The 13,735-nt window shown below is 35.2% G+C and carries 10 protein-coding genes; 5 read left to right on the forward strand and 5 right to left on the reverse strand.

The features are described from left to right. Nucleotides 1-6: 6 nt before the first annotated feature. Genes ACZ2M0_RS07280 through ACZ2M0_RS07290 form a run of 3 tightly spaced genes read left to right on the forward strand, consistent with a single transcriptional unit; the run spans nucleotide 7 to nucleotide 2,196 of the window. Nucleotides 7-930 (forward strand): PTS mannose/fructose/sorbose/N-acetylgalactosamine transporter subunit IIC, encoded by a 924-nt coding sequence (locus tag ACZ2M0_RS07280; RefSeq protein WP_223902688.1) that lies wholly within the window; start codon nucleotides 7-9, stop codon nucleotides 928-930. Then, complete coding sequence (locus ACZ2M0_RS07285; protein ID WP_223902687.1) at nucleotides 917-1,735, forward strand: PTS system mannose/fructose/sorbose family transporter subunit IID; 819 nt, start codon at nucleotides 917-919, stop codon at nucleotides 1,733-1,735. The genes ACZ2M0_RS07280 and ACZ2M0_RS07285 overlap by 14 nt, the downstream gene beginning before the upstream one ends. 59 nt (nucleotides 1,736-1,794) lie before the next feature. After that, nucleotides 1,795-2,196: a PTS sugar transporter subunit IIA gene (locus tag ACZ2M0_RS07290; RefSeq protein WP_223902686.1), complete on the forward strand. Its 402-nt coding sequence runs from the start codon at nucleotides 1,795-1,797 to the stop codon at nucleotides 2,194-2,196. 83 nt (nucleotides 2,197-2,279) lie between these two features. Here the strand turns inward: ACZ2M0_RS07290 and ACZ2M0_RS07295 are convergent, their stop codons facing one another. The 4 genes from ACZ2M0_RS07295 to ACZ2M0_RS07310 all read right to left on the reverse strand — a co-directional run bounded on the left by ACZ2M0_RS07295 (nucleotide 2,280) and on the right by ACZ2M0_RS07310 (nucleotide 8,673). After that, nucleotides 2,280-4,181 (reverse strand): glucose PTS transporter subunit IIA, encoded by a 1,902-nt coding sequence (locus ACZ2M0_RS07295; protein WP_490058996.1) that lies wholly within the window; start codon nucleotides 4,179-4,181, stop codon nucleotides 2,280-2,282. After that, the gene (locus ACZ2M0_RS07300) at nucleotides 4,174-5,613 is read right to left on the reverse strand and encodes a glycoside hydrolase family 1 protein (protein WP_490058997.1); all 1,440 of its coding nucleotides are present in this window, start codon (nucleotides 5,611-5,613) and stop codon (nucleotides 4,174-4,176) included. The genes ACZ2M0_RS07295 and ACZ2M0_RS07300 overlap by 8 nt, the downstream gene beginning before the upstream one ends. 121 nt (nucleotides 5,614-5,734) lie before the next feature. Continuing rightward, complete coding sequence (locus tag ACZ2M0_RS07305; RefSeq protein ID WP_052697050.1) at nucleotides 5,735-6,520, reverse strand: MurR/RpiR family transcriptional regulator; 786 nt, start codon at nucleotides 6,518-6,520, stop codon at nucleotides 5,735-5,737. A 134-nt stretch (nucleotides 6,521-6,654) separates the two neighbouring features. Continuing rightward, nucleotides 6,655-8,673 carry a hypothetical protein gene (locus ACZ2M0_RS07310; protein WP_490058998.1) on the reverse strand — a complete coding sequence of 673 codons (2,019 nt, stop codon included), beginning with the start codon at nucleotides 8,671-8,673 and terminating at the stop codon, nucleotides 6,655-6,657. Nucleotides 8,674-8,874: 201 nt separating this feature from the next. Between ACZ2M0_RS07310 and ACZ2M0_RS07315 the strand changes: the two genes are divergently transcribed. Further along, nucleotides 8,875-11,736 (forward strand): TIM-barrel domain-containing protein, encoded by a 2,862-nt coding sequence (locus ACZ2M0_RS07315; RefSeq protein ID WP_490058999.1) that lies wholly within the window; start codon nucleotides 8,875-8,877, stop codon nucleotides 11,734-11,736. A gap of 144 nt (nucleotides 11,737-11,880) precedes the next feature. Beyond that, nucleotides 11,881-12,876: a tagatose 1,6-diphosphate aldolase gene (locus ACZ2M0_RS07320; RefSeq protein ID WP_490059000.1), complete on the forward strand. Its 996-nt coding sequence runs from the start codon at nucleotides 11,881-11,883 to the stop codon at nucleotides 12,874-12,876. 66 nt (nucleotides 12,877-12,942) lie between these two features. Here ACZ2M0_RS07320 and ACZ2M0_RS07325 read toward each other — a convergent pair whose 3' ends face one another. After that, nucleotides 12,943-13,704, reverse strand: coding sequence for a MurR/RpiR family transcriptional regulator (locus ACZ2M0_RS07325; RefSeq protein WP_490059001.1), 762 nt, complete (start codon nucleotides 13,702-13,704; stop codon nucleotides 12,943-12,945). Nucleotides 13,705-13,735: the final 31 nt, after the last annotated feature.

A 13,735-nucleotide genomic window follows, 5' to 3' on the forward strand; every position in this document is an offset into this window, starting at 1 on the left:
AGAAAAATGGCTTGGTGGCAAATATTACTGCTTACTTTATATGCAGGATTAGAAATTTTAGATGAATTGCAAATTTATTCATCGTTAAACACACCAGTAGGTGCTGGATTAATCGCTGGTCTGATCATGGGTGATATGCCAACGGGACTGTTCATTGGTGCGTCAATGCAGTTAACTGTTTTAGGTATCGGTACTTTTGGTGGTGCATCTAGAATTGATGCGACTACTGGTACAGTTTTAGCTACAGCATTCTCAACTACCGTTAAAGGTATGAGTCCTCAAACAGCAATTTCTTCAATTGCTGTTCCAGTTGCTGCTATTATGATTGAATTGGACGTTTTGGCAAGATTTGCCAACACTTACTTTTCACACAGAATTGATCACTTGATTGATCAAGATAAGATTAACTATAAGGCAGTTGAAAGAAATGTTTTATATGGTGCAATTCCATGGTCACTTTCACGTGCAGTTCCTGTCTTTATCGCGTTAGCCTTTGGTCAAGGATTGGTACAACAGATTGCAAATGCCTTAAATGGAGACCTGTTGTGGCTTGGTAATGGTTTGACTGTAGCCGGTGCTACATTACCAGCAGTTGGTTTTGCTGTTTTGCTTCGGTATCTGCCAGTTAAGAGACATGCAGCATATTTAATTCTTGGTTTTACAATTACAACTTTGTTCTCGGTTCTCTTCACTAATATTCAAGCCTTGGGAACAGGTTTGTCAGCTGTTAACAAAGGTTTCACTACTGTTCTTAACGGCTTGCCAATGCTTGCTATTGCAATGCTGGGATTGGCCTTTGCAATTTTACACTACAAGAATATTCCGATAAATAAGGGTACTGCTCAAGCACAAAGTACTGAAAGTCAAAGTAATAGCGAAAGTTCAAGCTCTGATGACGATGAAGGAGAGATTACTGATGACGAACTCTAAACCTAAATATAAATTAACTGAACAAGATTTTAATCAAATTAATCGTAGATCTTTATTTGGTTTCCAGTTGGGCTGGAACTATGAAAGAATGCAGAATAGTGGTTATTTATATACTATTTTGCCACAATTAAGAAAAATTTATGGTGATGATACTCCTGAATTAAAGGAAATGATGAAGACTCACATGCAGTTCTTCAACACTTCTAATTTCTTCAATACAATTATCACTGGTCTTGATCTTGCTGTTGAAGAAAATGAAGGTATCGAAGGAAAAGACACTGTTACCGGTATTAAAGTTGGTTTGATGGGTTCTTTTGCCGCTATCGGCGACTCAATTTTTGCCTCTTTGATTCCAACTATTTTTGGGGCTTTGGCTGCTTCCATGGCAACTCAAGGAAACCCAGTTGGGGTTATCATTTGGGTAATTGCCTGCCTTTTGATCTGTGTCTTTCGTTGGAAACAACTGCATTTTGCTTATGATAAAGGTGTTTCCCTTGTTACTGATATGAGAGATCGTTTAAACGCTTTAACTGATTCCGCTACTGTTTTGGGTGTATTCATGGTTGGTGCACTTGTTGCCACTATGGTTAATATAAAGTTCTCTTGGGCACCACAAATTGGCAAAGTTACTATGAATGTTCAAAATAATTTGGATATGATCCTGCCTAAGCTTTTACCAGCTGCTGTTGTAGGCTTTGTCTACTGGCTTCTTGGTAAGAAGGGTATGACTTCGACCAAAGCAATCTTTATTGTTTTAGTACTTTGTATCGTTTTAGGTGGTCTTGGAGTTATTGCTAAGATATAATTAGATATGGTAATAGCTTTAAGCTAAATAATATTGAGTATTAAATGGAAAGATAAAGTATGGCAGAAAAAGAATTAATTTTAATTAGTCATGGTAAAATGGCAGAGGGCGTAAAAGCCAGTGCCGAATTAATTATGGGTAAGCAAGAACATGTGCACACAGTTTGCTTGCTTCCATCTGAAGGCCCAGATGATTTTAAGTCAAAATTTGAAGAGCAGATTTCAGGAATGAATATTGAAGACATCACTGTTTTTGCCGATTTAATGGGTGGAACTCCAGCTAATGTTGTTAGTCGCATGATTATGGGTGGTCAAAAGATTCACTTAATCTCGGGAATGAATTTACCATTGGTAATCGAATGGCTTAACAGTCAAATGAGCGGTGCAGAATCCGATTTTGTGACTGCTGGTAAAGCAGGAATCGTCGACGTTAATGAAATGTTGTCTAATATGAAAAAGTAAATTTGTATAAATAAATAACGTCTAGTCCTAAAAAAGACTAGGCGTTATTTTTTGATTGTATTAAAAATAAGAATGAAGGTAAATTAATATATTGGTAATGATGTTACCGTATCTCCAAAATTAGTTTCTTTTACGGTTGGTTCAATTGTATCTTTAACTTTATCCTTTGAAGTAATTAGTACCAATACTGTGGGATCTTTACCTGCATCAGTAATTTGTTTTATATCCATTTTTCCAATTAATTGACCACACTCAACTTTATCTTTTTCCTTTACTAAAATTTCAAAAGGTTTTCCCTTAAGCTCAACAGTGTCAATACCCAGATGAAGCAAAATATCTAGTCCATTATCCGATTTTAAACAGATGGCATGTTTAGTTTTAAAAATTGAACTAATCGTTCCATTTACTGGTGAATAAATTTTTCCATTAGAAGGTATAATAGCAAATCCGTCCCCTAAGATTTTCTGAGCAACCATATCATCATTTACTTGATTTAAGGGAATTACTTTACCCGAAACAGGTGCTGAAAAGTTTTCAATAGCCTTAATAGGTTTAGAAATTGAGTTTTCTTTTTTTGTTGGGATTTTTGTATTATTTTTAAATAAAATATTTTGATCTCTATTTTTGTCTGACTTAAGCAAGATAGTTGTAATTACAAAGCTTGAAATTATCCCGGTTAACCAGGTGATTATGCCACAGGTAAAGTTTAAAGTGGGATTCTTACCTACAAAGTAAGATATTAAAGAGATAAAACCGGGAGCCATTAATGCACCTTGTTTTATATGTAATATTCCTCCTACTAGTCCTCCAATAGCACCGCCAGATATTGCTCCAATTAATGCACGACGATAAGGTAAAAGAAAGCCGAATATAGACGGTTCAGTTATTCCCATCAAACCAGTAAAGCCTGCAGAAAATCCTTCTCCCTTGGTAATTTTTTTCTTACTAAAAACAGCGATAGCAATTGCCGCAGCTCCCATAGCAGCGTTACTTGGTAATGCTGCCGGATAAATAAGTGTATCATAACCCAATTCAGAAACATTATTCATTGCTATAGGTACAAATCCTTTATCAATGCCAAACATTACTAAAATAGGATTTAACGCACTATATAGCGTGAAAGCAAGCCAGTTTGCTTTTGCACTCAGCCAATTAAAACAGCCTGCAATAGCAAAACTAATATTATTGCTGATAGGTCCAATAATAACAAGTGTCAAAGGAGCTGCAATTAATATAGAAAGTAAGGGAGTAAAAAAGTAAGTAATTTCTTTTGGCATAACTTTATCGAATAACTTATATATTAAAGCTAATAAAATTACACCTAAAATAGAGGTAAGCAACGTTCCATTATATTGCATTTTTGGTAAATGAATACCTAAAAAACTCAAACCGGATACATTGTTAATATCACTAAAAGTTAAGATTGCCCCTAAGAATGCTCCCATGGCTGCAGGAATTTTCATTTTTATTGCACTTTGGAATCCTACAAAAATAGGTATATAGTAGAACCCTGCTGAAGCTATGCTAGTCAGGACAATAGCTGTACCGCTTTTAGGATTCATGCCGAAAAATGTTTTACACATATTTAATATTGCTAATAAAAATCCTGCTGCTACAATAACGGGCATGATAGGTAAAACAATACCGCTGATGAAGTCAAGTACTTTAGATAAAGCATTTTTAAAAGTTAATTTTTCAGATTTATTCTGTTTTAAATTTACTTTTTCGTTTAAGTGCAGTTCTGGTACTAATTTGCTGTAATACTCATTAACCTTTGTTCCTATGAAACTTTGAATTTCTTGACCTTTTATAACAACCCCCTTAATTCCGTCAACTTTCTTTAATTTTTCTTGATCAACAAGATCTGGATTGTTTACTACAATCCTTAACCTAGTTGCGCAATGATATATATCAGAAATATTATCTTTACCGCCAACTGAATTTAAAATATCAGTGGCTATATTTTTGAAATTTTCTTTAACCATTTTTTAATGCCCCACTAAAATATTGGTCAATAAAGTCTCTGTACCAGTAATAACTTTTTTTAGGTGTTAAGGCTAAATTATTTTTAAAGTCAACTCGAATCAGTCCATACCGCTTGTCGTATCCATTAATCCAACTATATAAGTCCATAGCCGACCAATGATAATATCCTTGTACCTTAACACCTTCACTTTTGGCTTTTAAAAGATAATGCAGAAACTTGGATGTCAATTCAATCCTTTTATCATCTTTAACAAATCCCTTTGAGTCTGCTGTTTCATAGCCACCATGTCCATTTTCAGTAATCAAAATAAGATTAGGATTATAACTTTGTTGTATTTCTTTGAGAGCCGTATACATCACTCTTGGTAGTTCTTCACGTCCCCATTTATTTCTTTTTACGTTTGGGTCAAAGGAGGTTTCAAAGACATTTTTTATTCGTATTCCCTCAGTGATCTTACTTTTGCAGCCTTTATTGTTGTGGAAAACTTTTGTTTCTTTATCTGTTCCATCGGTTAAATATTGACGATTATAGAGATTTAACCCTAAATAGTCTCCTTTACCTTCAGCAAAAATTTTCTGATCAATTTCTTTTTTATACAACATACAGTTAAAGTCATTAATGACTTTTTCAGTTTCTTCTGGCATTTTTCCCAATAATGCAGGACAAAGTATTTGCCTATTATAAAAGAAGTCACCAAATAAATGAACTTTTTTGATATTCTTAGTTGTAGGATCGATTTCAACGTTACCGTTGTCATGTACAATACCAATAATGCCATCAATTTTTAAATTATGGAAAATCTTAACTGCCTTAGCACTTGCCAACATTAGATTATATTGATATTGAAAATACGACTGGAAATCTAATTTCCTATTAGGTGGATAATTACCAACAATATTGACGCAGTAACTATAGTATCTGGGCTCATTAATTGTGCACCAAATCTTCACTCGGTCTCCAAAATTTTTAAAACAAACTTCGGCATAACTTGCGAAGTAATCAGTTAATTTTCTGTTAAGCCATCCTCCTTGTATCGCCAATTCATAAGGCAAATCGTAATGAAACAAAGAAACATTTGGTTCTAACCCTTTTTCAATACAGTAATTGATTACACGGTTATAGAACTCTATACCTTTTTGATTAACTTCACCTACACCATTTGGAATAATTCGATCCCAAGCAATTGAAAATCTGAAAGTATTTTGATGGTCAGCAGCGAGTAAATCAATGTATTCTTTATATTTATGAAAAAAATCGGCTGACACATCTCCATTAACATGATTAATATTTAAATTACTCTTATGATTAAAGTAATCCCATTCACCAAGTCCTTTCTTCTCTTGATCCCAGGCTCCCTCGCATTGATAAGCAGCGGTTCCAGAGCCCCACAAAAAGTCTTTATCTTTAAAAATCTCTGAAAACTTTCTCATTAATTCTCCCCCATTAATTTTTATAAATTTGATAGCGCTATCTATATTGCTATATTAGCAATAAAAAAAAGAGCAAGTGGTTCAAAATTTGAACCACTTGCTCTAGTGCTAAGGGTCAGGTTTAATGATATGAATTAACATAACGTAGAAAAATCTGGTCAAACAAATATGTAATACCATATTTGCCATAAATGCCTAGATAATCTTCTGAAAAGCTTTTTTGACTAATATAGAACACATCATTATATGAACTTGCTAACTTTTTATTACGATTTCCAGTGATAATCATTTTATCTCCGGGAAGCTCATTTATGAGATCGTTTATAACCTCAGCATATTTTCCAGAGGTTGAAACAGTAAATAATAATGAATTTGGTTTTAAAGATTTAAGGTATTTACTAGTCCTGTATTTATGGTCAAGCACAACAATTATTTTATTTGCGTATATCATTTCTTGTTGAAATTTTACTAGTGTACTACTTGTATTGTTAGCACATAACAAAATAACCTCATTATGATTATGAATTTTATCAACGATCTGATTGAGTTCAGTTACACCAAAAACAGAGTTTATATCATCGAGCATATTTTTAATTAAATTTGTCAGTTTAACATTATTTGTTTGATAATCCTCTTTTGTTCTATGTCTAATATCACTGGGGAAGATAATTTTAGAAAAAGAGGTTTTTAGATTTTCTAGACTCGAATATCCTAATTTCTCACAAAATCTTCTAACTGCAGAACGAGAAACGTATGCGTTATCCATAATTTCGTTAACAGTAATTTGGTCCAGGTGGGAAATGTTTTTTACTAAATATGATGCTATAGCATGATTATTACTATCATAATGAGAATTAATTAGTTCTGTTAATGAATTTAATATTCCTAAGTTATTTGCATTGATCATTCTATTTTCCTTTTGCTAAAATCCGTTCTCTTCCATTTTAAACTTAGTATAAAAAATATTACAAATAGTGATATGGCTAAAATAACGTCTAGTCCTAAAAAAGACTAGGCGTTATTTTTTTGTTTCTATTAAATTTAAAGTAGTATTTGGATTGTCTCTAATGGCGCTAGAGCTTCATTAATAGTAGCAATACCATTTTCAACATTAATGTGGACTTTTGTTTTCCTGACAGAGTTATTGACTTTCCTAATAATTGTAGCTTCATCACTTGCTAATGGTTCTCCTAGGTGCCATTTTAGTTGTTGATAGCCGTCTAAAGTAAAGTTGGCTAGCCAAATTTTTTGACCATCATTTTCAACTAACAGTTTAACATTCGGCATTCCTATTAAATAATCTACTGGCTTGATACTATCAAGCATTTGCTGCAACAAGCCTTGTTTATATGTAGTAAATTGCGATTCCCAGCCATAGCGTGGATCTTGATCCATCGGAAGTACAACGATATGTTGGTCAATGACGACCATGGCGTTACCCAATTTTTCATCAACTGCGTTATAGGCAAAGGACCACACTTTCACAGAGCTTTGCGGTTGATACTCAATTTTTAAATAGTTTCCTGTTTGCTGCAACATTGTAATTCGCGGGCTTTTAACACCATCAACTGTCTGTCCATCTGCCTGTTCAAAAACCTGATAATTTGAACGAACGGGGTGCCACTCGGCTTTTTCAATATGCAGTAAATTGCCTAATTTTCGGTCTAGTAAAACTTGTACGCATTCACCATCAAGCAACACGAAATTATTTTTAATCAATTCTGTTACTTGTGCATTTGCTAAGTTGCGTAAAAGTTGGCCAGAAATAGCAACTACTTCATTTCTCAATGAAGCTTTTTTACTGATAGGAAGAATCGTTGTAGCAAAACCAAAGGCTCCTAAAAGACTGGCCCAATTCTTTTCATGAGGTAACAGCTCCTCGACATTCTTACCAGTTTTAGTTTGCAAATAGTAACTAGAGTCTTGATCAACTAAAACTTTAATGCCCCGCAGATGGTCTATCGGCAGACGATTTTCTAATAGTTGGTTAACAAACGGTTTAATTTGAGCGAGCATTTCTGCATAGTGCCAACTATCATTGATACCGTTACCCATCATGTCAAATAAATTAAGCAAAATTCCCTGACTTCCGATTAGGGTGGAAGTAATAATTTGAAATGCAGTAAATGCAGTTGATTTGACTAAAGGCGAATACATATAGCTTTCTAATTCTGGGTATAGTTCGGCATCTTCTCCTAAAAAAGCAGCGGTAATGCGAGTATATTCTTCGAAATATCTGCCGTATTGTAATGGTGCAACTTCATTATAAGCGGGTAAATGAGGCCGAGCCACCTTGGGATGACCTTTTCCTGCTTGGGCCTTAAATAAATTGTCCCAGTCACGGCCTTCAAGTGCATGCCAATCAGGATACGAAGTCATTTGCGCCAGATCTGTCTCTGGACTAACCTTGTGGACAGCCTGCTCAATTATATGCTCAGTTTCAATCATCTCTTGACGAGCCTGATCAAGGTAAACTTGTCTTTCCTTAGTAGGCTCCCCCGGTTGCAACATTTTTTTAACAAATTCTGTGCGTGTTTCCTTTTTACCTAATTGCTCATTATAAAGTTGCATGTGATAATCACAAAAGCACATTAATTTGAGGGGTGAATGATTGTAATGGCGAAAATCATCTTCTAGCCATAATCTGCGCGGATGGATGCTGGCATATTGCGCGTAGGTATTTGCTAAATATTTCCGCCAGGTCGGATCCGCTGGACAAGCCATATCTTGGGCCTTATTACCATCAAGATCAACAAAAGTATTAAAGCCAATTTCAGGATTAACTTGGTAGCCTCGATCTGAATGCATAATGGTCGTCCAGGGGTTTAAACTAGTTGTTACGCCTATCTCAGATAACTTTTTTTGTAACGGCTTAATTGCATCTAACCATAATTGAGTCTCAGCTTTAGTTAAGTGACTATGGTTTAATTCTTCACCATTTATAAAAAAAGCAACATCGTCAATTTTGCCTTTTTTAACAAATTCAATTAGTTTTTCGTCTTTAGTTGGAGTGTTTGCTCTGGGATCAAGCATGTATCTTAAAGTGTAAATAAAAGTCATATTGTAGTTGCTCCTGTGTAAAAATCATTATTCATTTTGTCTTAATTTTAGCATAATATGTTACTGCTTATACTGAGATTTAGGAAGAAAAGCAAATAAGTGGTTGGACAATAATTTCGTTATTAGCTATTTATCCTTTCGCAAATTTAGCATATAATCAGCTTTATCAAATATTTTAAGAAAGATTAATGTTCTTCTAATATGAAGGAGGAGAGAACAATTAATAAAGCAACTAACTCAAATCAAAAAACAGAAACTAGTAATTTAGAATTGCAACATATCACTGAAGTAACTAGACAAACTGGTTATTTTGAGATTCATTATGCACATGGAATAACTGGCCGTCTCTATATACTAGATGCAAAAACATTCAGGTTATATATTGATCCCAGCCAGAAATTTCAAGAACCAGAACAATCTGAAAAGGGATTGCATGCGCAAATTTTCTTGACAGATATTTATGGTGCTAAAGGAATGAACGATGCCAGTCTCCATGTAACCAAAAACGGCTGGCAAATTGATACGGGTGCAATTGCAATCAATCTAGTTAAAAATGACGCTACAATGAGCGTTACTAAAAACGGTAAGGTAGTATTAAAAGAGGCACGGCCGATTAAACTGACAAATTCGGCAACTGTTCAAACTTTAGTTGATCATAATTGTAACTACTTTGGTGGAGGTACCCAAAACGGGCGGTTCACGCTGGCAGGAGAAAAAATCGAAATTGTTAATACCAATAACTGGGTTGATCAAGGTGTAGCTTCACCTAATCCTTTTTACTGGTCAACTGCCGGTTACGGTGTAATTCGCAATACTTTTAAGCCCGGACATTATGACTTTAATAGCAATTCGAACGACGAGATTACGACTGTTCATGAAGAAAATCGTTTTGATGCCATTTATTTCTTTGCCGACTCAGCATATGAATTAATTAATGCATATCATAAACTAACTGGCAGGCCTGCCCTGACACCAGTTTTCGGTTTTTATGAAGCTCATCTAAATGCATATAACCGTGACTATTGGGTTGAGGTCAAATCTGATGAAAAGGGAGCTATCAAATATCCTGATGGCAAGTATTATCGAGAATATCAGCCCAAAGATTTACCGGCAAAATTAAAACCAAAGTCGATCAGAGAAACGTTAAATGGCGAGCACGGTGGTATTTCATATCAGTTTAGCGCCCGTGCCATGCTTGAACAGTATCTGCAAAATGATATGCCTATAGGCTGGTTCTTGCCTAATGATGGTTATGGAGCCGGATATGGTCAAACTGATACATTAGCAGGTAACCTCAAAAATTTAGCTGAATTTGTTAAATATGCTAATAGTAAAGGTGTGCAAGTAGGACTTTGGACCCAGCAAAATCTTGCCCCAGTAGATCCTGAAAATCCTAAACCAGATGACCGTGATTTTGAAAAAGAATTGGTTGCAGGAGTGACTGCACTTAAAACTGATGAGGCCTGGGTTGGCCACGGTTATTCGTTCGGCTTAAATGCCACTCAAAGTACTGCCAAGATGATTGCCAAAATCAAAGGCGATCAACTGCGACCATTTATTATTACTGTTGATGGCTGGGCAGGAACTCAAAATACCAGTACAGTTTGGACTGGGGATGAAGTAGGTGGCGAATGGGAATATATTCGTTTCCAAATACCAACTTATATTGGCGAAGGGCTCTCAGGACAACCTAATGTTGCGTCAGACATGGACGGCATTTTTGGAGGTCAAAAGCCAATTATTAACACTAGAGATTATCAGTGGAAAGCTTTCACCCCAATTCAATTAAATATGGATGGCTGGGGTAAGAATCCTAAAAACCCATTTGTATTTGGTGATATTACAAATAAACTTAACCGTGCATACCTCAAGCAAAAGTCAATGATGATGCCGTATATTTATAGTATTGCAGCACAAGCAACTTTTACCAGTAAACCTATGGTGCGTGCAATGTTCTTGGAATATCCTGATGTACCTCAATTTTATACTAATTTGGTCAGATACCAGTATTTGTGGGGAGAGAACTTCTTAATTGCTCCGATTTATCAAGATACTGCCAGTGATGAAGCGGGAAATGATATCAGAAATGAAATTTATTTGCCTGATGAAAAGCAAATCTGGATAGATTTCTTTACTGGTCAAGAATATCGTGGCGGTCAAGTAATTAATAACTTTGATGCACCATTATGGAAATTGCCTGTATTTGTTAGAGCAGGAGCGATTGTTCCAGTAGCACCAGCAACTAACACACCTAAGGAATACCTTGATCTGAAAAAACAACGCCAATTTGTAATTTATCCCAATGGGAATAGCTGCTTTGCAGCTTATGAGGATGATGGCTTTTCAGCTAAGTACCAGCAGGGCGATTATGCTCAAACCAAAGTAAGCAGTCAGTTGCTGGATAATGACCTGACTATCAAAATTGACAAAACCAAAGGTACATATGCTGGTTTTGATCCTGAAAAAGCAACAGAAGTTGATATCAGAACTAAAAAGGCACCAGAAGCGATCAAAGCTTTGGTTGGCAGCGAAGAAATTACTTTGACCGAAGTAAATAGTATAGCTGAATTCCGCAACCAAGAAAATTGCTATTTCTTTGATCAAAATTACCTAGTTAACCCGTACTTAAAGGAATTTAGTACAGATTTAAATCAAACATTTTTGAGAATAAAACTAGGTCAGACTGATATTAGTCAAAACGAAATAACTATTAAAATCGGTGGTATCGATATAAGTACAAAACCGGTTAACAGTTTGCCAGCAGAAGATGATTCTTTGACAACTCCGACTAATTTAGCACAAGATGATGAAAAAACTACTGCAGATTCCATCAGGGTATCATGGCAACCTGTATCTGATTGCGATAGTTACCAGCTTAAAATTGACGATGTTTTATATACTAATATTAAAAAGGCAAGCTTTACCCTCAGCAACCTAAGATCTGAAACAGCTCATACTTTTAAAGTCAGAGCGGTTAAGGACTTAAAGGCATCTCCTTGGGGAACAAGATTTAACTGTAAAACTAAAAAAGCTAAAAAAACTGACAAAGTTGAGCAGAAATAATTTGCATAAAGCAAGGTAAATGTTTTCTGAATTATTTATAATTGTGAAAAAGTTTACTAAAATTCTTGCTTTTCTTTAAAAGGCAACTTTATCAGTATATAATAATAGTTGTGCGATTAAAGAAAATGTTAAAGGAGATATATAATGAAAACAATTTCTGCAGCAGTTGCCAAACATATGGCAAACTTGTCAACAACTGATGGTATAATCAGTGCTTTGGCAATCGATCAACGTGGCTCTTTGAAAAAGATGTTAGCAGAGGCCGCTAATAAACCTGCTGATGAAACAACTATTGTTGATTTTAAAAAAGCAGTTTCCAGTGAGTTGACTCCTTATGCTTCATCGATTTTGACTGACCCAGAATATGGTTTGCCAGCAACAAAAGTGAGAGATAAAAATTGCGGATTATTACTTTCTTATGAAAAAACCGGGTATGATACCACAGAACCTGGCAGAATGCCTGACTTAATTGCTAATCAGTCTGGATTAAGGATTAAAAATGAAGGCGGAGATGCCATTAAGTTTTTGGTTTACTATGATCCTGATGAAGGTCAAGAAATTAATGATAAAAAGCACGCTTTCGTTGAAAGAGTTGGTGCAGAAGCTAAAGCTAATGAATTGCCATTCTTTTTGGAAGTTTTGACTTATGATGCAAATATCGCTGACGCTAAGAGTGAAGAATTTGCAAAAGTTAAAGCTGATAAGGTTTTGAAGACAATGAAAGAATTTTCAAAACCTGAATACGATGTGACTGTACTTAAAGTTGAAATTCCGTTTAACATTAAGTTTGTTGAAGGTTTTAATGGTGACAACAATGTTGTTTACACTCAAGAAGAAGCTAAGGATCTGCTTAAAAAGCAATCTGAAATAACTGATCTGCCATATATTTTCTTGTCGGCTGGTGTAACTAGTGAAGAGTTTATTGCTGAAATTAAAATGGCTGAAGAAGCGGGTGCTGACTTCAACGGCGTTCTTTGCGGCCGTGCTACTTGGAAACCAGCTATCAAGCCATTTGCTGCTGACAGTGAAACAGCCGGTAGAAAATGGTTGTCGACTCACGGAAAAGAAAATATAGCAAACTTAAATGAGGCTCTGAAAGGAGCTAAGTCTTGGCGTGATAAGTTAGAAGTTGCTGACTAACTTTACCAACTTTGATAATAAGAAGCTAAAAAAGCTTTCTATACTTTAATTAGTATAGAAGGCTTTTTACTTGCCCTTGTAAAAATCGGTTCTAACTGAATAAGCATCACTAAAAATACGGGTCATTATTTGTAGTGGCAAGCGTGATCTGACCTCGTACTCGGGAAAATAATTAGTTTTAGATTTGTAACCTATAAAGGATAAAGTTGAAAAAGGCAAAATGCTGCCTGAGGAATTAGTAGTGAAGGCCAAAACCGGAACTTCGTTTTTATTAAGAGCTTTAGCTGCAGTGACCAATTCCTCAGTTTCACCGTTCAAAGTGATAAAAATTGCTAACGAATCTTTCTTGATCTTACAGGCAATTGTCTTAATAATATTTGGGTCTGAATGGAATTCACAGTATTTTCCAGTTAATTGTAATTTAACCATCATTTCGTGAGCAATTGATTCAGATAAGCCGCGAGCAAAGATAAAAACGATTTTAGCTTGTTTAGTGAGCGAAATGCTGTCTTCGATTGTGCTGTAACTTAGGTTATGCAGTGTATTGTTCATTTCAATTTCGTTTTTAGTAATCACGCTTTTAATTTTATCGTCAGCTTCGTTTAACACACTGAACGTAGAATTTGAATTGCTTTTTAGTTTCAAAGATTCGCGGTAAGAGGTGTAACCACTGTAACCCATCTTTTGCATAGTGCGCACAATTGTCGCAGTCGAGACATTTGCAAATTGACTTAGTTTTACTATTGACATATTAGCAATCTTTTGGGGATTATTTTCGACGATATTCCAGAGATGTAATTCTGCTGAAGAAAGTTCTTTATTTGGCATTTACGAGCTCCTTTTGTAAATATTTTCCCAT

It is taken from the genome of Lactobacillus sp. VURO6/B1 (VP7), from assembly GCF_058139575.1.

What these genes read in the sequence shown, in the direction of transcription:
- ACZ2M0_RS07280 (WP_223902688.1), top strand. Translation starts at nt 7, where the DNA reads ATGGCTTGGTGGCAAATATTACTGCTTACTTTATATGCAGGATTAGAA.
- ACZ2M0_RS07285 (WP_223902687.1), top strand. Translation starts at nt 917, where the DNA reads ATGACGAACTCTAAACCTAAATATAAATTAACTGAACAAGATTTTAAT.
- ACZ2M0_RS07290 (WP_223902686.1), top strand. Translation starts at nt 1,795, where the DNA reads ATGGCAGAAAAAGAATTAATTTTAATTAGTCATGGTAAAATGGCAGAG.
- ACZ2M0_RS07295 (WP_490058996.1), bottom strand. Translation starts at nt 4,181, where the DNA reads ATGGTTAAAGAAAATTTCAAAAATATAGCCACTGATATTTTAAATTCA.
- ACZ2M0_RS07300 (WP_490058997.1), bottom strand. Translation starts at nt 5,613, where the DNA reads ATGAGAAAGTTTTCAGAGATTTTTAAAGATAAAGACTTTTTGTGGGGC.
- ACZ2M0_RS07305 (WP_052697050.1), bottom strand. Translation starts at nt 6,520, where the DNA reads ATGATCAATGCAAATAACTTAGGAATATTAAATTCATTAACAGAACTA.
- ACZ2M0_RS07310 (WP_490058998.1), bottom strand. Translation starts at nt 8,673, where the DNA reads ATGACTTTTATTTACACTTTAAGATACATGCTTGATCCCAGAGCAAAC.
- ACZ2M0_RS07315 (WP_490058999.1), top strand. Translation starts at nt 8,875, where the DNA reads ATGAAGGAGGAGAGAACAATTAATAAAGCAACTAACTCAAATCAAAAA.
- ACZ2M0_RS07320 (WP_490059000.1), top strand. Translation starts at nt 11,881, where the DNA reads ATGAAAACAATTTCTGCAGCAGTTGCCAAACATATGGCAAACTTGTCA.
- ACZ2M0_RS07325 (WP_490059001.1), bottom strand. Translation starts at nt 13,704, where the DNA reads ATGCCAAATAAAGAACTTTCTTCAGCAGAATTACATCTCTGGAATATC.